Raw genomic sequence first — 18,740 nt, forward strand, 5'->3', positions numbered from 1 at the left:
GCCCAACGTAGCCGAGGCAATTAGGACAACGCTGTGGGCGGCGGCAACTGTACCTTGGTGGCAAGACCCAGTCCTTGGAGTGTGCGAATCACCCACCAGGTGGGATCCACTTCCCACCAGTACCAGCCCGCCTTGGCCACGTGGGGATAGGCATGGTGGTTGTTGTGCCAACCTTCGCCATAGGTGAGGAGGGCTGCCCACCAGAGATTGCGTGAGTTATCCTCGGTCTCAAAGCGACGATAGCCCCATTTGTGGGTGGCAGAGTTAATCAACCAAGTGCTGTGCCAAAGAAAAACGGCTCGCATAAACATCCCCCACAACAGCCAGGACCAACCCCCTAAGCCATAGAGGAGCAGCGCAAGGGGAAGCTGCAGGAGTAAAAAGTAGCGATCCAGCCAGCGGTAAAAGGGATCTCGTGTTAAGTCGGGGGCAAAGCGGGCATACTCCTCGGCATTGAAAAACCGGGACTGCGGATAGACAAGCCACAGCATATGGCTCCACCAAAAGCCCCGCCGTGCTGAGTAGGGATCCTTAATCTCGTCCTCGGTGTGGGCATGGTGCAAGCGGTGCCCTGCTACCCAAAAAATCGGGCCTCCCTGCATGGCCAAGGCACCCACAACAGCAATGACGTACTCCAGCCACTGGGGCACTTGGAAACTGCGGTGACTTAAAAGACGATGGTATCCCAAGCAAATACCGATACTGCCAAAGAGCCAGTGCAGAAAGATCGTGACGGCTAATGCTGACCAGGAGAAAAACAAAAGAGCAGCCGCGGCTAAAAGATGTACCGCCCCTAAAAAGAGGACAAAGCCCCAATTGAGGCGGGGGGTCTGGGGTTGCAATTCTAAGGATGATGTCATAGATACTCCTCAACACCGTTTGTGAGTTTAGACACGAGTTTAGATCTAAGGATTCTGGATTACCCAGAAAAGGGTAGAGGCAAGGGGGCTAAATGGCCTTAGAAAATGTCCTACCAGATTTTTGTTGCAGGTAGGCATCAAAGACGGCGGTAATGTTGCGGATCAGGAGTCGTCCTACGGGGGTGACCTCTAGGCGATCGCGCCCCAAATGAATGAGGCCATCGGCAGCCAATTCCCGCAGCGCCGCTAACTCGGGGGCAAAGTGGGTATCAAAATCGAGATTAAACTGGCGGGCGATCGCTGATTTGTCGAGGGTAAATTGGCACATCAGTTCCATGATGATCGTGCGGCGCAACAGATCTTCACGGTGCAGTTGAATGCCGCGTTCTGTGGCCAGCTGACCCGCAGCAACATCACTAAAGTAGGTGGCTAAGTGTTTCTGATTTTGGGCATAGGCCTCCTGCAACATACTGATCGAGGTGAGGCCAAAGCCAATCAAATCTGCGGTTGGCAGTGTTGTGTAACCCTGAAAGTTGCGCTTGAGCGTCCCTGCTTCCTGGGCGATCGCTAGCTCATCGGTGGGCTTGGCAAAGTGATCCATGCCAATGTACCGATAGCCTTGGCTAGTTAGCATTTCAATCACCCGCTGCAAAATCGTCAGTTTGGTTGCACCATCGGGTAGGGTGGTGGGGTCAATGCGCTTTTGGATGGGTTTCAAATTGGGTAGATAGGCAAAGTTAAAAACAGCAATGCGATCGGGGTCAAGGCGCAGCGTTTTCGCAATAGTGGCTTCAAAGGATTGGACGGTTTGATAGGGCAAACCATAGATGAGGTCAATGTTGACACTCTCAAACTCAGCGGCGCGGATCCACTCCATCACTTGAAAGAGCCATGTCTCAGGCTGCACGCGATTCACTGCCAGTTGCACTTGGGGATCAAAATCCTGCAGGCCAAAGCTGATGCGATTGAAGCCCAGGTTCCGCAGCTGCAAGAGGTAATCACGGTTGATGTAGCGGGGATTTACCTCAATGGAAATTTCCGCATCGTTGGTAAATTCAAAGTGCTGAGTGAGCGTCTGCCACAGGGATTCCACTTGGTCAATCGTGAGGTAGTTGGGAGTACCGCCGCCCCAATGCATTTGAATCACGGGACGAGTGCGATCCAGCCGTGCCGCCACTTGAGCAATTTCCTCCGCCAAGGCATCCAAGTAGGTTTTGGCAATAGTTTGGCTTTGGGTGACGATGACGTTGCAACCGCAAAAATAGCAAGCGGTCTGGCAAAAGGGAATATGCACGTAGAGGGACAGGGGTCGGTGCCCTTCGTTACTCCGCAGTAGCTCCCGCTGGAAACAATGGCGATCAAAATCGGGAGTAAATTCGGCAGCCGTGGGGTAACTGGTATAGCGAGGCAAAGGACGATCGTATTTTTGCAGCAGTGCCCCATCGAATTGGATTGGCTGAACCACACTCATGGATGTTTGCAAGCTCCTAACAAGATCAACAGTGGGTCTTAGATGGCAATGGCCTCAGGACGGGGGTGCTCCCGCCGACTGGGCTGGTTCTCGATAACCACGGCCTGCCACGTCTGATCGCCAATGGTGGTTTTTAACTCCGACTCAAGGGCGTGCATGAGGTTGCAGTTGAGGGCAAAGGCAAAGTTGGCTTCCTTAACAATGCGGGCGATCGCTTCCTCGTCGAGGCCAAGACTATCCAAAGTTTCCCGATACCGCTGCTTAAAGGCTTTCTTGTCTTCCGGGGACGGTAGTGCTGGAAACTCGTAAAAGGCGGTGCCCTTGCCTTCGGGAAGCGTCAACTGCGAACGCACGATTTTACTCAGGGCTTGTCCCCCAGAGAGATCCCCCATATAGCGGGTGTAGGAATGGGCAATGAGCAACAGAGGTTCACTTTGGGCCACCTCATGAAGGCGACTGAGGTAAACGCGGGTGGCCGTAAGGGGAGTAATCTGATCGCGCCAATCCTCGCCGTAGTAGAAGGCCAAGTCCTGGGCCAGTTGGCCACTGCGGTTGAGTTCGGGGAAGTAAATAGCGCGCACCGGATCGCCCTTGGCACTAGCTAAGGCCGCCTCCAGCTCGGTGTAAACAAAGTAGAGGTTAGCCAAGAACTGGCGGAAGAGACTAGGGGTAATCAACCCGCGTACAAAACATTTCATGAAGGCGGTGTGCTCAGCCAAGGTGTGAGCCTCAGCCGTTCCTTCCCGCAGCGCAAGGGAGAGGACTGTCATACCTGTAACTCCTGAAATTGGTTTTAACAATCTTTTTTGAATAAGTTTATCCTGCCAACGGGGAATGGCCGTGGGCTGAACAGGGTCAGAATGGCAGGCTATTGGCGAGTATTACTTTTTAACCATATGGCTGTCAAGTGAAACTTCAAAAAACATAACAAAACTGCCTACTTTTGCAACATCGTCAAGGTGGTTATTGACCATCCTCAGGGATATAGTATAGTAAAACGGTATGACCTGCATAGGTTTAGTTCTATAGGAGTAAGAGGCTTATGGTGGCGATCGCCCCCCATCCTGATTCAGGCCAGAGCGTTAAAACCATTCGTGAAAACCTTTTAACCCCCCGTTTTTACACAACAGATTTTGAACATGCAGCAAAACTTGACCTCAGTCGTCAGCAAGAACAACTGGAAGCGATGTTGGCGGAAATGCGGGCAGACTACAACCGCCATCACTTTGTCCGCGATGACTCCTTCAAAGGCACTTGGGACATCTTGGATGCAGAGACCCGCAAAGCCTTTATTGACTACCTTGAGCGCTCCTGTGTCTCTGAGTTTTCAGGGTTTTTGCTCTTTAAGGAACTCTCGCGCAAGCTCAAGAATCGTAACCCCCTTTTGGCGGAAATCTTTCACCTGATGGCGCGGGATGAAGCGCGGCACGCCGGCTTTCTCAACAAAGCTATGATGGATTTTGGCCATGCCATGGACTTGGGCCACCTCTCCAAGACGCGCACCTACACCTTTTTCCCCCTGCCCTGGGTACTCTACACCGTTTATCTATCAGAGAAAATTGGCTACTGGCGCTACATCATCATCTACCGTCATCTTGAAAAGCACCCCGAACATTCCTTCTACCCCCTCTTTAACTATTTTGAAAGTTGGTGCCAAGACGAAAACCGCCACGGCGACATTTTCAAGGCCTTGATCCACTCCCAACCCCAATTGATTCAAGGCTGGGGCGCCAAACTGTGGATGCGCTTCTTCCTGCTGACGGTGTTTGCCACCCATACGCTGACGGTGCATGAGCGTGCCAAATTCTATGAAGCCCTTGGGTTTGATGCCACAGCATTCGATCGCGAGGTGATTGCCAAAACCAATGAAACAGCGGCCCGTACTTTCTCTGTGGTGCTCAATGTCGATCACCCTGAGTTTTATCCGCGTCTGCAACGCTGTGTTGAAATCAACAAGAAACTACAGGCAATTGAAGCCAGTCATCAACCAAAGTGGCTGAAGGCATTACGGAAACTTCCCCACCAGTTGGCGATCGCGGGTCATCTCCTGCGCATTTATCTGCTGCCCCCCATCAATGCCCAACAGGAATGGGGCACCGTCCACTAAGAGTCAAGCTCCTCTTGGCGAAAACGGTTGAGCAGTTCCACCAGCAATTCTTGGTTGGCCTTGGGAATCAAGCGATCCAGGGAAAGGAATTGCTGACCCCCGCCAAGGGGAACTGAGACCTCCTGCAAGACGCTAGCAACCTGTGCCGAACTCATCTCCCCCTGTTCTAAAAGAGGCAAAAAGGCTTCCGCAAGAGGGGTTGCTAGCTTTGCATCACCAAGGTATAGATGCCATTTAGCAACATCCATATAAATATCACGGCCAATTTCAGCCGCCAGGCGTTCAATTAAAGGGGTGCGACTCAACACCTATCACCTTCCTTCAGGACTCCCGTTGACCCTAGGTTAGCTCAAAAGAATACCCCCTATGGCTCAACCATGGGGGCGATAATAAAGAACGTTCAGCACCGACCTATGGATCGTAGGGCTTTTTGCCAGTGAACTTCAGTTGCGAGGGGTTGGGATTCTGGCCAATGGAGCGAGGCACAGAGTTGACCGCTTCCCGCCCTTGGTTGACTTTCTCAGGGAAAACGCCATCCTTGGGATGGATCAATACCGTTTCGCCATCGGGGAAAACACGATAGATTTTGTAGTCGTTAATTTTGCGGGGACGCAGTTGTTGAGCAGCTAGGGCAAGGCACTGCTCCTTACGGGCAAGGTAAACGAGATTTTCACCTTCACGCATAACAGCAGCCCCAGCCGTCGGCATTTCAAAAACTTGCTCTTTGGGGCTTGTCCAAGTGATGGCGTATTTCTCTTCGGTATCCGCTGCGCTGAGGAGGCCGCCGGTGCTGCCACCATAGAGCGGGGGTTGCCCAGTGAGTGTTGTCATGCGTTCGATCCTCAATCTCTGACGTTGTTATCCTTAAGATTGGCTAGGTACAACCCTTTTCTTGTATATGGGATACATCAAGGGGATGCACTCCTTTCCCATGGGGGCCTTCGCAGTCTTGAGCGTTTGCCACCATTGCGAAAAGGGTTATAACCAGATTCAACGGCATCGTAGCATTGAAATCGCTGGATTGATGCGACTTGTGAGAAACTGTAACAGTTCGTTCATGATGACTCATTGTGATTGGGTTATTGGGTTATTGGGCTATTTGATCCGGATTCTGACTGATTACCAATGATCACCCTTGAACAACCTATGGCTAAGGGGAAATTTGTTAAGATTATTGACAAAGTACAACAAAAATATGTCCACTCCTCCCCAGGGATCGTTGAGCAATGCAATATCTCTACCTCCATGGATTTGCCTCGTCGCCGCGCTCGAGTAAAGCCCAGTATTTTCGCGATCGCTTTGAGGAACTTGGTCAACCGCTACTCATTCCTGATCTCAATCAGGGGGACTTTTTTCACTTGACCCTGAGTCGCCAAATTGAACAGGTAGAAGCACTGCTTACCCCCGAAGAACCGATCACATTAATTGGCTCTAGTTTTGGTGGCTTGACGGCTGCTTGGCTTGCCGAAAAACATCCCCAAGTGGTGCAGCTGTTTCTTTTGGCTCCTGCCTTTGAGTTTGCTATCCAGTGGCTGCCGCGTCTCGGGGATGAATATCGCCGCTGGCAAACCACGGGGGTTTTAGAGGTCTATCACTACACTGAAGAACGCCTACTGCCCCTTAGCTATGGCTTTGCCAAAGATTTACTGGAGTATGACGATCGCCAGCTTCAGCGCCCTGTGCCCACGCTCATTTTCCATGGCCTTCAGGATGAAGTGATTCCCATTGACACTAGTCGTCGCTACTGTGAAGGTCGCCCTTGGGTCAGTCGGGTAGAATTGGACAGTGATCATGCCCTCAAGGAAGTACAGCCTGCCATTTGGGGCATGATGTATCCCATTATTTATCAGCAGTTAACTTGAGAGGCGGGGTCAAGGGAGACAGCGGGAATCTCCGCCCGTACGGCGCGAAACATACCAAAGCGGCAGAGTCCCATGCCAAAAGCAATCCGCATCAGCAGGAATGTGGGTACCTCCCGCAAGGATTTCACTAGCCCCGCTAGGCCAAAGCGAATCAGTCCCTCTGGCCGCACAATTCCCTGCCAAATCGAATCTAGCCATGAGGGGAGCGTTTCCTGTGTCCAGTCAGCAGTAATTACTTCTCCAGCCACTAAACCCGTTGCTGCCAGGGCCTCGGCAAAGCCTTCCATGCTGGCAAAGGCGGGGTGTGCCCATTGATCCAAGAGCTGCCGCATCATCAGCCGCTCCCAGATGTTCAAGGGCTGCTGGCGATCGTCCCGCTGGTTCCAATCGGCAACCACCAGAATTCCCCCAGGCTTCAGGACACGGAGTAATTCTTTAGCGAACTGCTGTTTATCGGGCATGTGGGGACCGGCTTCAATTGACCAAACCACGTCGAAGCTGGCATCTGGAAATGACAAAGCCAGAGCGTCATCGAGTTGAAACCGAACATTCAGATCCCCAGGAGTGAGTTCTCGCGCCCGCCGTACCTGCTCAGGGCTAATCGTAATTCCAGTAACATGAAAGCCATAGTCACGGGCCAGGATACGACTGCTCCCGCCAATACCACAGCCGACATCCAAGACGGTTGTCCCCGGCGGCAGGCGATCAAGACCAGCCCAACGCACCATTTCATGGACAAAATCTACCTTGGCTTGGCGAAAGTCCTTGGGACGAGGGGGCAACCCATAGTGGCCAAGGTGAATATGCTCACCCCAGTAAAATTCAAGAATGCCGTCATTGGTCCAGTTGTCATAGGACTCGGCCACGGAGCGGGCAGACTCGTACTTGCGGGGAAACAACAGGTAAAGCGCTAAGCCCAGCAGGACTAAGGTACCAACAGTGATAACCACTATGAATCCTAAGTGAGACATGCAGCAGATTGCCTAACGAAACCTTTCACTATGATGACGAGGTTTTCAGCATTTTCACAAGGGAAAGAACCACGGATGGGTTTTCGTGGGAGATTGGACGATCTTCAATACTATCTTGAAAAGTTATCTTGGAAAGTTGGTGCAATCCTACTGAGTGGTGCGGCGGGCCCCCAATCGTTGTGAAAAAGGCTGTAACTTAGTAATAAGAAGCCTTAGGAATTCTGGAAGTAACTACCTTGGCGGATGTGCCTGTGTTTGACTCCATTGAATCAGCATTAGAAGCCCTGCGGCGCGGCGAAGTGATTGTGGTGGTGGATGACGAAAATCGCGAGAATGAAGGGGATCTGATTGGGGCTGCCGAGCGTGTGACCCCCGCCATGATTAACTTCATGGCTGTTCATGCACGGGGACTGATCTGCCTCGCCATGGAGGGCGATCGCCTCGATGAATTGAATCTGCCCTTAATGGTGACAACAAATACCGATAGCAATCAAACTGCCTTTACGGTGAGTGTTGATGCCGGTGCCCGTTGGGGTGTGACCACAGGTATTTCCGCCGAGGATCGCGCCCGCACGATTCAAGCCTTGATTGATCCGAGCACGCAACCTCAAGATCTACGTCGCCCTGGTCATGTTTTCCCCCTGCGATCGCGCCCTGGGGGAGTTCTCAAGCGAGCTGGCCACACCGAGGCGGCAGTGGATTTGACACGGTTGGCGGGTCTTTACCCAGCGGGTGTGATCTGTGAAATTCAAAATCCCGACGGCACGATGTCGCGGCTGCCCCAACTCATGGAGTATGCCCGCACCCACCAACTCAAAATCATTAGTATCGCTGACCTCATTAGCTACCGTCTCCAACATGAGCGCTTTGTGCGCCGCGAGGCTGTGGCCAAGCTACCGACGGAGTTCGGTGAATTTCAAATCTATGGCTACCGCAATTCCCTCGATCAATCGGAGCACGTCGCCATTGTCAAAGGGGATCCCGCCACATTTAGCGAGCAACCCGTACTGGTGCGCGTCCATTCTGAATGCTTGACGGGCGATGCCCTTGGTTCCTTGCGCTGTGATTGTCGGATGCAACTGCAGGCGGCTCTGAAAATGATTAACGCCGCCGGTCGGGGTGTGGTGGTTTACCTGCGGCAAGAGGGACGGGGGATTGGGCTGGTCAACAAGCTGCGTGCTTATTCCCTGCAAGATTTAGGCATGGATACGGTGGAGGCCAATGAGCACTTGGGCTTTCCAGCGGATTTGCGCAATTATGGCGTCGGCGCCCAGATCCTCAACGACTTGGGGGTGAAGCAGATTCGCCTGATTACCAATAACCCCCGCAAAATTGCTGGGCTCAAGGGCTATGGCCTTGAAGTGGTGGATCGGGTGCCCCTGTTGATTGAAGCGACCCCCTACAACACCCCCTACTTGACGACCAAGGCAGAGAAACTGGGGCATCTGCTGCTGCAAACTTACCTGATGACGGTGGCCTTTCGCTGGCAGGAGTCGCAATTGGATGCGGGCGATCGCTACGAACGACTGGAAAAACTGCGTCATCTGGCCGCAGGCGTCCATTTGCTGTTGCGCGAAGAAGCTCGGCCCGTTGCTCAAGCCATCTTTGGGCATCCTGACCTCATTGTTCACTTTGGCTTTGACCAGCCCCATGTGGCCGATCGCCAGTGGTATAAGCAGCCGGAACATCCCTATGTGCTTGCGGTGCAAACCCTGCTGCGGCAATTTTGCCAATGGCCAACGCTAAAAGGATTTGAGTTTCTGGTGGCCACGGGCACCGATCCAATGCTCAACCTACCGATGGATCTGGATCGCCAAGCCTACACCCAACAGTCTCCCAGTGAGTGGCAGCCTCATCTGATCTATTCCTGGTCTGCAGCAACCGGTTAAAGCATCAAAAAGCATGAATGGGTATCTTGGAGCATGGACAGCAGGGCTGCGATGGTGGGATTGGGAAAAGGCCAAGGTTCAACAATCCGTTTTCGGCATGACTGCTGGGACTCCTGTTGAGGCTGGCAGGGCTTTTGGCTAAGATGACGCTGATAACACTGATGACAATTTATAAGTGTGAACCTCAATTCAATCCATCGCTTCTGGCCGCAAAAAGAAACACTGGGGCGGCGTTGGCGTTAGCACAACAACACTGGCAATGGCGCGATCGCCCACAGGGAAACTAGCTACCCAATGCTCTAAAGGCTGAGCCGCTGCCCGCTGCCATACCCCTATCCCCTGAGCCTTGAGCCACGCTTCATAGTAGGTCCAAGCCTGGAGAAAGGAGCGATCGCCCCCCTCGACGATTCTTTGTTGCAGCGCAGCCCCAAAAAACCGCCGACTAATCGCTGCACGTTGAGGACAGAGGCGCAAGATTTCAACATCTACCCCTACAGGAGCCCTCCCACTCACAGCCAACACCGCCAATTGGCCACTATGGCTCCAGTTAAACTCCAACCCATTCAGATAGGGCTTACCCCCGGCAGCACGCGGCAAAGGCTTCTCTCCAAGATGAGGTTGATAGCGTCGTAAATAGGCACGGAGAATCACCCCACGGGGCACATCAGGGGGAAGTGTTAGCCACCAAAGATGCAGCGCATAGGAATCTAGGGTGAGGTCGGGGTGTGGCGCCCGCCATTGAGGGGCAACAATCGGGGGCAGGGGACAATCCCACACATTAAAGACTGAGGCGTTTTTTTAGGGACAATAGGTGAGTACGGGGATTAATTGGGCTATGGGGCAAGGGTAATTCAAAATTCGGCCAATTGGTTAGACTCGCACAGGGACAGTGTAGAGGGGGCAACCCATGACAAGGTAGGGGCACAGGCATCTGGCAGCGGGCGCAGGGGCTAATCTCCCAACAGTCGCCCAGTAGCTGGGTAATTGTCTCCGTCGTGTCTTCGAGAAAGCACTCTCCTGCCTGACCAGAGATCACATAGGCCCAGCAAGCCTCAAAGGCTTGACTGTAGCGATCGCCCTGAAGAACCGGTTGTGGCAGCACCGTATGCTCTCCACCCCAAATACAAAGCCGCTTCCCCAACTGAAACCAGTAGGCCAGATAGGACTTGACCTTTGCTTGGGCCGCCAAAAAGGCACAGTCTTCTATCTCCGTCATTGATACCACCCTCGCTAGTGTACTTACTACCCTAGCGCAAGGGAACGAGGGTCGCAGATCGGCTTAGCTCATCCGCTGCTAGGATTCAAACCAGTAGGAAAGTGAGGATCAAGTCGTTGCTTGCAGGTATTCAGGGCAATTCCCCAGCCGGCCTAGATAGCCTAACGCCTACCCCACATCTCGTCCAATAACCCACACCCTGAATTTTCAATCCCAGTCAGAAGTCCTCAAGCCCATTAGATTTTTTCAATGGATTAACTAACCTCAGTGGCCCAGCTTAACGCATGAGGGGCGCCAAGGCGGCATCTAACTGTCCCCAACTGTGGCCATCAAGGGCTAACTGCTCGATGAGACTGGCCAAGCGCAACGCTTTGAGGGCCTGTTCCCCACCCACCGACGGGGGTTGACCGCCACGAACGCAGTTGACAAAGTGCTCCAGCTCCGCATGGAGAGGTTCAATGTTACTCGTATAAACCTTCTCAATTAGGCCGTCTTGGCGGTAAAGGACTTGGCCATGATCGGCACTGCAGGATGCGGTGGTTTTGCGGTGAATGAGAATCTCATTTTTGAGGAAATCCGCCTCTGTGAGGGAATTTTTGCAGTGGGCAGCAATGCGCCGTTGCTTGCGGTGGGTGACTTTACTGGCAGTGAGAGTGGCAATAATACCGTTGGCAAAGCCCAAGGTGGCCGTCACGTAGTCTAGATACCCGGAGTTGGCAGAGCGACTGCCGGCGGCCGTCAGGCGCACCACAGGTGAATTGGTGAGTTCCAATAACAGGTCAATGTCGTGGATCATTAAGTCAAGAACCACTGAGACATCATTGGCGCGATCGGAGTAGGGACTCATGCGATCCGCCTCAAGGGCAAGGATTTCCTCCGTGCGCAGGACTTTGCTCAGCTCTTGAAAGGCAGGGTTAAATCGCTCAATATGTCCGACTTGGAGGATGCATTGGCACTCCGCTGCCGCGTTAACAAGGGACTCTGCTTCGCTAATACTGGCGGCAATCGGTTTTTCCACCAAGACGTGAACCCCATGGCGCAGGCAGGTAATCCCCACCTCATGATGCAGACGGGTGGGCACGGCAATACAGACCGCCTCAACGTGGGGCAGTAAATCCACATAGTTTTCAAAGAATTTGACCCGATATTTGCTAGCAGTGTCAATGCCCCGCTCTAGATTGACATCAGAGATGCCCACAAGTTCGACATCCTTGAGTAAACTCAAAACACGGGTGTGGTGCTGACCCATGTTGCCAACACCGATGACGCCAATGCGCAGTGGTTCGGGCTGGGGACGGAAGGCAGAACTCATGTCTATTGATTTCACTCCTCTACGCAACCGGGGAAGGGTTTGGTGTTGGCGATCGCCCGCCGTAGGTAAAAACCCACAGAGTTCACAGAATGAACATTTTCAGAAAGATGCTACCACAGCATTACCAAATGTAAAGTTCTTGATAGACAGGTATGACGACGACACAAAAGGCCGTTGTGTTGCTCTCAGGGGGCTTAGACTCCAGCACCGTATTATTTCGTGCCAAGGCACTGGGGTATGCTTGCTATGCTCTCTCCTTTGACTATGGGCAGCGCCATCGGCGGGAATTGGAAGCAGCGATTGCCATTGCCACCGCTGCTGGGGTTGTTGAGCATCAAATCCTTCCCCTGAATTTGCGCCTATGGGGGGGATCGGCTCTGACAGACTTGAGCATTGACCTGCCCCGCGATCGCGATCTGGCCACCATGAGCCAAGAGATTCCCGTCACCTATGTCCCCGCCCGCAATACAATTTTCCTGAGTGTTGCCCTCGCCTATGCCGAAGCCCTAGGGGCACAAACCGTTCATATTGGCGTTAATGCCCTCGATTACTCTGGCTATCCCGACTGTCGCCCTGACTATATTGCCGCGATGCAGGAGGTCTATCGCCTCGGTACCAAACAGGGGCGTGAAGGCCAGCCGATTGAAATTGTCACCCCCCTCATTGAACTTCACAAAAAAGACATCATTCGCCTAGGTCATGGGTATGGTGTTCCCTGGGAAAAAACATGGTCTTGTTACAGCAATGGCGAACAGGCCTGTGGTTGCTGTGATGCCTGTCGGTTGCGTTTAGCGGCCTTTGCCGAACTAGGTTTAGTAGATCCCTTGCCCTACGCAGTTCACCCCCCGCTGTAGGTTCGGTAAATCCCCCTTTTGCTCATGGCAGGGGCGATCGCACTATAGGAAGAAGAGAGGGTTAAGCCCAATATGGGTGCTGTGCCCCGCATTGAAGTTAGCCTGCAAAGGGAGTTTTCGTCGCTATGGCAAAAGTTGTCGGAATTGATCTGGGGACCACCAACTCCTGTGTGGCCGTCATGGAAGGGGGCAAGCCCACGGTTATTGCCAATGCTGAAGGGTTTCGGACAACGCCCTCCGTTGTTGCCTACACCAAAAATGGCGATCGCCTCGTGGGTCAAATTGCCAAACGGCAAGCAGTGATGAACCCCGAAAATACCTTCTATTCTGTGAAGCGCTTTATTGGCCGTCGTTTCGACGAGGTGACCCACGAAGCCACCGAGGTCTCCTACAAAGTTTTGAACGTCAATGGCAACGTCAAACTGGATTGCCCCGCCCTTGGCAAACAGTTTGCCCCTGAGGAAATTTCTGCTCAAGTCCTGCGCAAACTCAAAGAGGACGCCAGTAAGTACCTGGGTGAAGAAGTCACCCAAGCAGTAATTACTGTGCCTGCCTACTTCAACGATTCTCAACGCCAAGCCACAAAAGATGCCGGTAAAATTGCCGGCCTAGAAGTGCTGCGGATCATTAACGAACCCACCGCTGCCTCCTTGGCCTATGGCCTAGATAAAAAAGCCAATGAAACTATCCTCGTCTTTGACCTTGGCGGTGGCACCTTTGACGTCTCCATCCTTGAAGTGGGCGATGGCGTTTTTGAAGTGCTGGCTACCTCCGGGGACACCCACCTGGGCGGTGACGACTTCGACAAGAAAATTGTGGACTATCTAGCTGAGTCCTTCCGTGCCCAAGAAGGCATTGACCTACGCAAAGACAGACAGGCACTGCAACGGCTCACAGAGGCAGCAGAAAAAGCCAAAATTGAACTCTCCAGCGTCATGCAAACGGAAATCAACCTGCCCTTCATCACCGCAACGCAGGATGGTCCTAAGCACCTCGACATGACGCTCACCCGCGCTAAATTTGAGGAACTCTGCTCTGACCTGATTGACCGTTGCCGTGTACCCGTCGAGCAAGCGCTCAAAGACGCCAAACTCACCAAGGATCAAATTGATGAAGTGGTGCTAGTGGGAGGTTCCACCCGCATTCCCGCCATCCAAGAGCTGGTCAAACGGCTATTGGGCAAAGACCCCAACCAGAGTGTCAACCCCGATGAGGTCGTGGCTGTGGGTGCTGCCATTCAAGCTGGGGTACTGGCAGGGGAAGTGAAAGACATTCTCCTCCTCGATGTCACACCGCTGTCGCTGGGCGTCGAGACCCTTGGGGGTGTGATGACGAAAATTATTCCCCGCAACACCACGATCCCCACGAAAAAATCCGAGGTCTTCTCCACCGCCGTTGATGGTCAAACCAATGTGGAAATCCACGTTCTCCAAGGAGAGCGGGAAATGGCCGCCGACAACAAGAGCCTCGGTACCTTCCGTTTGGATGGCATTCCACCAGCACCGCGCGGCGTGCCGCAAATCGAAGTCACGTTTGATATTGATGCCAACGGTATCCTCAACGTGACCGCTCGTGACAAAGGCACCGGCAAACAGCAGTCCATTAGCATCACAGGCGCCTCAACGCTGCCCAAGGAAGAAGTGGAACGTATGGTGCGCGAAGCAGAAATGAATGCCGCCGCCGATAAAGCCAAACGCGAGAAAATCGAGACTAAGAACCAAGCGGAGCAACTCTGCTATCAAGCGGAGAAACAGTTGAATGAGTTGGGGGATAAAGTCTCCACCAGTGATAAAGACCGTCTCACTTCCCTCATTGCCAACCTGCGCTCGGAAATCGGCACCGAAGCGGAGAAGAAACCCATTGAGTCCATTGACTTTGGACGGGTGAAATCGCTGATGCAGGATCTGCAACAAGCCCTCTACAGTGTCGGCTCAAGTGTCTATCAAAGTGCTCAGTCCAGTGATGGAACTGGCGCCAGCAGCGGCGGTGGCAGTGGTAGTGGCGGTGATGACGAAGTGATTGACGCCGAGTTCTCGGAAACCAAATAGTCCCGCCTATTGACAACTTTCTGCCAGAACCAGACACCTCCTCCCCCTAGGTGAAGGCTTAGGGGGTTCTCTTTTCTTTTGGCACGGTATGCTCGGTGGTTTTTCGATGGGGGCTTCTTGTACTAGGAGGAAAATTCCGATAAAATAGAGTTTCTGTTCTTGTTGAATGCTGAGACCACCCCTACCATTGAGGTAAGCATGGCCAAACGCCGCAATCCCAAGAAAGAAAAAGCTCTTCGTAACCAAGCCTACGCTCGTAAGTTTCGCAAGCGTTCTTCGGGTCGCTACAGTCGCCGTCTAAATACGGAGAATCGCCCAGAAACGAAGACCACTGAGACCGTTGAGGAAATGACGGACGCCTAGAGGGCAGTTGGTGATTAAGCGGGCGTTGCCATGGCGAGAGTTTGGGGTTGCGTTTTTAACCGTTTTTTTGGCTGAATTCGCCGATAAAACTCAAATTGCTGTATTTTTCATGGCTGCCAGCGCCGCCTCCCCTTGGTTGGTGTTTTTGGGGGCAGCTTTAGCCTTAGTGACCACTAGCTTGATTGGAGTATGGATTGGTCGCTGGCTATCCCAGTACCTCTCGGAGCAGCGATTACAAACGTTGACGGGCACTAGCCTGTTGGCGATCGCCCTCTGGCTATTGTGGGATATGTTACACCCAAGCCTTTGATCACTAGGAGAGCAGATCGCGATTCTAGGTGAGTTCCTTGAGTTGATAGTCACCCCCTGCTAAAGTGAAGGGGTTGCAGTGAGCCCGCTGACTCTCTTCGGCATTATCTAAGTTTGTGAACCCCTGCGGAGACTGTGGAGAATGCCATCTCAAGTCATTCAGCTGTGGTCATCGTTGATTAGTATTCTCGATACACCTTTGTTTCGCCTTGGGCGGGAGACTATTTCCCTGCGTTGGCTGTTTCAAGTGGTGCTGCTGCTCATTCTTGTTGCAATTTTAGCGCGCTTTTTCAAAGGGGTGCTGAAAAATCAGCTTTTACCGCGCCTTGGTCTGGATTTAGGCAACCGCGAGGCCATTTCCACTGTGATTAGTGGTGCTGGGGGAGCACTGGGCTACATTATTGTTTTGCAAGCGGTGGGAATTAATCTCGATTCCCTAGCGGTGATTATTGGCGGCTTGGGGGTGGGGATTGGTTTTGGTTTGCAGGATGTCACCCGCAATCTCATCAGTGGTCTGACCCTCTTGATTGAACGCAAGGTGCGTGTTGGCGACTTTGTGGAAATTGAAAACATCAGTGGCTACGTTCAGGAAGTCTCGATGCGCGCCACGGTGATTCAAACCTTTAACGGTTCAAATGTGGTAGTGCCCAATACCTACCTTGCTGATAGTCCGGTATTGAATTGGTACTATGAAACCCACCGCGGTCGCATTGATATTCCTATTGGGGTTGCCTATGGTACGGATCCAGTTTTAGTAACGGAGGTCTTGCTCAATATTGCGCATTCTGAGCCAGATATCCTCAAGGAGCCAGCGCCTCGGGTTATTTTCCGTGAATTTGGCGATTCGGCCCTTAAGTTTGAGCTTTGGGTATGGACGGAGACCATTGAGCGGCGAGTGTTCATCAAAAGCAGTCTCAATTTCAAGATTGATTACTACTTTCGGCAGCACAATATCTCGATTCCTTTCCCACAGCGAGATCTGTGGATTCGCAATGCACCAACGCTCTCTGTTACTTCTGAACCAGCCGAAACGGTAGGCATGCCCTTGGCACCAGCAACGCCCTCCTTAAGGTCGCTGCTTCGGCAGGTGAGCTATTTTCAATGCATGAATGATTTGCAATTACGCTTTCTCATTGAATCGGGCTACCGCAAGCACCTGAGAGCGAAGGAAATTTTGTTCCGTGCTCAGGAGCCGATCAGCAACTTCTACATCGTATTACAGGGGCAGATGGCAGCGGTCTATGAGGAGGATGGGGAACTGAAGCCGATGATGAGATTTAATCCCGGGGAGCACTTTGGCGAACTGCCCCTAATGCTGGGGGTGGCCTGCCCAACAACAATGATGGCAATGACGGATACGGTATTGTTTGTCCTGCCGCGGGAGGGATTTGAACAGTTGCTCAAGGAACATCCTTTCCTGGCTGAGGATATTGCGGTGGCGATCGCCCGCCGCCAGGATGTGCTGGCGCAACATCAACAGGAGCTTCAGGAACTGAGTCGCCAAGAGTCGGATCCAAGTCGGCCGATGAACTGGATTCGCGATCGCCTGCAAAAACTGCTGAGCTGGTAAATGGCTTCACGCGGTTGAGTCTAAGGTAAAGGCCTGTTCCAGGTAGCAATGGAGCCAATAGGCACCCCTTTGGTGTCGCACCAAGGCCACATCAAAGCGACAGGGGTGCTCCTGCCACTGGGGCTGAGACTCTAGGAATGCTTGGGCTGCCAAAACGAGTTTGCGTTGCTTGCTGGGGGAAATAGCGTCGAGGCCATCCCTATCCCAGTTGTAAGAACGGCGGGTTTTCACTTCGACAAAGAGCACCACTCCCTCCGGATCACAGGCAACAATATCCAGTTCACCCCAAGGGCAAGACCAGTTTTGAGCCAAAATTTGACACTGCTGAGTTTGTAGCCACGCCGCAACTACCGCCTCCCCACAATCACCCACGTGGCGCATAGGCCCTAGGCTTCGATGGGTTCGAGATTAAACAAGTCTTGGAGGGTTTGCATAGCGCGTTGACGACTCTCTAGGTCTCGCTGGGATTGCAGTTGCACTGTCGGATCATGGAGGATTTTGTTGATGATGGTGCGGGTCATAGCTTCAATGACCCCTTGGTGCTTGTCAGCAAACTCGCTACCCAAGCGAGAGAGGGCTTTTTCTAGTTCCTGGGTACGGATCGCTTCCATTTTTTGGCGCAGACTGCGGATTGTTGGAACCGTTTCCAGGGCGTGCCACCAAGCCAAAAATGTCTCTAATTCTTCCTCAAGGATGCCCTCAGCCTCTTGGGCTAACTGGCGTCGAGCCTCTTGGTTTTGTGCCACTACAGCTTCCAGATCATCCACATTAAAAAGTTCTACGCAGGCCAATTCCGTCACATTGGCATGGACATTGCGGGGCACAGAAATATCAATGATGGCAAGGGGGCGATCGCCTGTGAGTACGGAGCCTAGGTTCTCGCGATCCAGGAGGGGCTGGGTTGCTGCTGTACCCGTAAAGACCAAATCCATCGCTGCCACAATCGGCAGCAGATCTGTCATCGTAAAGAGTTCAAAGCGCACTTCGGGAAACTGCTGCGCCAGTTCCTGTGCCCGTTCCAAGGAGCGGTTGATAATGCTGATTTCCTTTACGCCCCGGGCAATCAGGTGTTGCACTACCAAGCGGGACATTTTACCGGCACCGACAACGGCAATTCGGCAGTTTTGTAGATTCTGCAGCCGCAGATCCGCCAGTTCCACCGCCGCTGAACTGATGGAGACTGCCCCAGTGCCAATACTGGTTTCTGTGCGTACCCGCTTCCCGGCAGCGATCGCCGCTGTAAAGAGGCGATTGAGAATCGAACCAATGGCCTTGTACTGTTGTCCTAACTGATGACAGCGTTTCACCTGGGAGAGAATTTGCCCCTCGCCAATGACCAAACTATCTAGACCCGAAGCCACCCGCATCAGGTGCATCACGGCATCCTGATGGAGCAGGATAAAGAGGTACGGGCGCAGTTGTGGCAGGGGAATGTGACTCCACTCACTGAGAAACTGATGCACTTCCCGCACGCCCACCTCAGTGTCACTGGTAACAATGTAAATTTCCAAGCGGTTACAGGTGCTGAGAATCGTGGCCTCCTGAATATGGGCGTAGCCGCGCAGATGTTGCAGTGCCCGCTCCCGCACATCCTCTGGCACACTCAATTTTTCGCGTACATCCACGGGGGCGGTTTTGTGACTCAAGCCAATAACAGCAATATTCATAGGAATCGGTTGATGTTCGGCTGCAACTCCATCAATTGTTGTATCAGGATTCTGGAGCCTTCTTCACGCTTGTTTGCAAGTCTTTACCAAAGGAGGGCAGTTGCTAAGGTACTAAGTTCTGTTAAGGGATTCAACAGTTCTGGTCTGTAGTCTGCTATTATTGAGAACGAGAATCAATAAGCAACCAAAAAGCAGATATTAAATGCGAAAACCTTCACATTCATGGCCGTCCTACACCTAT

General features: G+C 52.7%; 19 protein-coding genes. 8 read left to right on the forward strand and 11 right to left on the reverse strand.

Annotated elements, in window-relative coordinates; translation table 11 throughout:
- Nucleotides 1-20: 20 nt before the first annotated feature.
- The 3 genes from IGQ16_RS05890 to IGQ16_RS05900 form a co-directional block, all read right to left on the reverse strand.
- Nucleotides 21-860, reverse strand: a complete 840-nt coding sequence (locus tag IGQ16_RS05890) for a fatty acid desaturase (protein WP_297060603.1) — start codon at nucleotides 858-860, stop codon at nucleotides 21-23.
- An 88-nt stretch (nucleotides 861-948) separates the two neighbouring features.
- On the reverse strand, nucleotides 949-2,331 hold the full coding sequence (hemN, locus tag IGQ16_RS05895; protein ID WP_024124768.1) for an oxygen-independent coproporphyrinogen III oxidase: 1,383 nt from the start codon (nucleotides 2,329-2,331) through the stop codon (nucleotides 949-951).
- A 38-nt stretch (nucleotides 2,332-2,369) separates the two neighbouring features.
- On the reverse strand, nucleotides 2,370-3,101 hold the full coding sequence (locus tag IGQ16_RS05900; RefSeq protein WP_024124769.1) for a heme oxygenase (biliverdin-producing): 732 nt from the start codon (nucleotides 3,099-3,101) through the stop codon (nucleotides 2,370-2,372).
- Nucleotides 3,102-3,373: 272 nt separating this feature from the next.
- Here IGQ16_RS05900 and acsF point away from each other — a divergent pair, with 272 nt between their 5' ends.
- Nucleotides 3,374-4,438: a magnesium-protoporphyrin IX monomethyl ester (oxidative) cyclase gene (gene acsF, locus IGQ16_RS05905; RefSeq protein ID WP_024124770.1), complete on the forward strand. Its 1,065-nt coding sequence runs from the start codon at nucleotides 3,374-3,376 to the stop codon at nucleotides 4,436-4,438.
- Here acsF and IGQ16_RS05910 read toward each other — a convergent pair.
- Nucleotides 4,435-4,746, reverse strand: a complete 312-nt coding sequence (locus tag IGQ16_RS05910) for a DUF3181 family protein (RefSeq protein ID WP_024124771.1) — start codon at nucleotides 4,744-4,746, stop codon at nucleotides 4,435-4,437. The genes acsF and IGQ16_RS05910 overlap by 4 nt on opposite strands.
- 103 nt (nucleotides 4,747-4,849) lie before the next feature.
- Nucleotides 4,850-5,269: a photosystem I reaction center subunit II PsaD gene (locus tag IGQ16_RS05915; RefSeq protein ID WP_024124772.1), complete on the reverse strand. Its 420-nt coding sequence runs from the start codon at nucleotides 5,267-5,269 to the stop codon at nucleotides 4,850-4,852.
- Between the two features lie 395 nt (nucleotides 5,270-5,664).
- Between IGQ16_RS05915 and IGQ16_RS05920 the strand changes: the two genes are divergently transcribed.
- The gene (locus IGQ16_RS05920) at nucleotides 5,665-6,300 is read left to right on the forward strand and encodes a YqiA/YcfP family alpha/beta fold hydrolase (RefSeq protein WP_024124773.1); all 636 of its coding nucleotides are present in this window, start codon (nucleotides 5,665-5,667) and stop codon (nucleotides 6,298-6,300) included.
- Here IGQ16_RS05920 and IGQ16_RS05925 read toward each other — a convergent pair.
- Nucleotides 6,285-7,271 (reverse strand): methyltransferase domain-containing protein, encoded by a 987-nt coding sequence (locus IGQ16_RS05925; RefSeq protein WP_041429087.1) that lies wholly within the window; start codon nucleotides 7,269-7,271, stop codon nucleotides 6,285-6,287. The two genes, IGQ16_RS05920 and IGQ16_RS05925, sit on opposite strands and share 16 nt — an antisense overlap.
- Nucleotides 7,272-7,516: 245 nt before the next feature.
- Here IGQ16_RS05925 and ribBA point away from each other — a divergent pair, with 245 nt between their 5' ends.
- Complete coding sequence (gene ribBA / locus IGQ16_RS05930; protein WP_157869775.1) at nucleotides 7,517-9,160, forward strand: bifunctional 3,4-dihydroxy-2-butanone-4-phosphate synthase/GTP cyclohydrolase II; 1,644 nt, start codon at nucleotides 7,517-7,519, stop codon at nucleotides 9,158-9,160.
- 189 nt (nucleotides 9,161-9,349) lie between these two features.
- On the opposite strand, the gene IGQ16_RS05935 is transcribed toward ribBA, so the two are convergent.
- The 3 genes from IGQ16_RS05935 to IGQ16_RS05945 all read right to left on the reverse strand — a co-directional run bounded on the left by IGQ16_RS05935 (nucleotide 9,350) and on the right by IGQ16_RS05945 (nucleotide 11,688).
- Nucleotides 9,350-9,937 carry a 4'-phosphopantetheinyl transferase superfamily protein gene (locus IGQ16_RS05935; RefSeq protein WP_024124776.1) on the reverse strand — a complete coding sequence of 196 codons (588 nt, stop codon included), beginning with the start codon at nucleotides 9,935-9,937 and terminating at the stop codon, nucleotides 9,350-9,352.
- Between the two features lies 1 nt (nucleotide 9,938).
- Nucleotides 9,939-10,376, reverse strand: coding sequence for a hypothetical protein (locus IGQ16_RS05940; protein ID WP_024124777.1), 438 nt, complete (start codon nucleotides 10,374-10,376; stop codon nucleotides 9,939-9,941).
- 277 nt (nucleotides 10,377-10,653) lie between these two features.
- The gene (locus IGQ16_RS05945; protein WP_024124778.1) at nucleotides 10,654-11,688 is read right to left on the reverse strand and encodes a Gfo/Idh/MocA family oxidoreductase; all 1,035 of its coding nucleotides are present in this window, start codon (nucleotides 11,686-11,688) and stop codon (nucleotides 10,654-10,656) included.
- A 152-nt stretch (nucleotides 11,689-11,840) separates the two neighbouring features.
- Here IGQ16_RS05945 and queC point away from each other — a divergent pair, with 152 nt between their 5' ends.
- The 5 genes from queC to IGQ16_RS05970 all read left to right on the forward strand — a co-directional run bounded on the left by queC (nucleotide 11,841) and on the right by IGQ16_RS05970 (nucleotide 16,832).
- The gene (gene queC, locus IGQ16_RS05950; RefSeq protein ID WP_024124779.1) at nucleotides 11,841-12,542 is read left to right on the forward strand and encodes a 7-cyano-7-deazaguanine synthase QueC; all 702 of its coding nucleotides are present in this window, start codon (nucleotides 11,841-11,843) and stop codon (nucleotides 12,540-12,542) included.
- A 125-nt stretch (nucleotides 12,543-12,667) separates the two neighbouring features.
- Complete coding sequence (dnaK, locus tag IGQ16_RS05955) at nucleotides 12,668-14,590, forward strand: molecular chaperone DnaK (RefSeq protein ID WP_024124780.1); 1,923 nt, start codon at nucleotides 12,668-12,670, stop codon at nucleotides 14,588-14,590.
- A 198-nt stretch (nucleotides 14,591-14,788) separates the two neighbouring features.
- Nucleotides 14,789-14,953: a hypothetical protein gene (locus IGQ16_RS05960; RefSeq protein WP_011057571.1), complete on the forward strand. Its 165-nt coding sequence runs from the start codon at nucleotides 14,789-14,791 to the stop codon at nucleotides 14,951-14,953.
- 10 nt (nucleotides 14,954-14,963) lie between these two features.
- Entirely contained in the window at nucleotides 14,964-15,263 is a 300-nt protein-coding gene (locus tag IGQ16_RS05965; protein WP_297040170.1) for a TMEM165/GDT1 family protein, read from the forward strand.
- 141 nt (nucleotides 15,264-15,404) lie between these two features.
- A complete protein-coding gene (locus IGQ16_RS05970; RefSeq protein WP_024124782.1) occupies nucleotides 15,405-16,832 on the forward strand; it encodes a mechanosensitive ion channel domain-containing protein in 1,428 nt (475 codons plus the stop codon).
- Between the two features lie 6 nt (nucleotides 16,833-16,838).
- On the opposite strand, the gene IGQ16_RS05975 is transcribed toward IGQ16_RS05970, so the two are convergent.
- On the reverse strand, nucleotides 16,839-17,213 hold the full coding sequence (locus IGQ16_RS05975; RefSeq protein ID WP_297060607.1) for a YraN family protein: 375 nt from the start codon (nucleotides 17,211-17,213) through the stop codon (nucleotides 16,839-16,841).
- A 5-nt stretch (nucleotides 17,214-17,218) separates the two neighbouring features.
- Nucleotides 17,219-18,499, reverse strand: coding sequence for a glutamyl-tRNA reductase (locus tag IGQ16_RS05980; RefSeq protein WP_024124784.1), 1,281 nt, complete (start codon nucleotides 18,497-18,499; stop codon nucleotides 17,219-17,221).
- Nucleotides 18,500-18,740: the final 241 nt, after the last annotated feature.

It is taken from the genome of Thermosynechococcus sp. M3746_W2019_013, from assembly GCF_015296045.1.
Taxonomy (GTDB): Bacteria; Cyanobacteriota; Cyanobacteriia; order Thermosynechococcales; family Thermosynechococcaceae; genus Thermosynechococcus.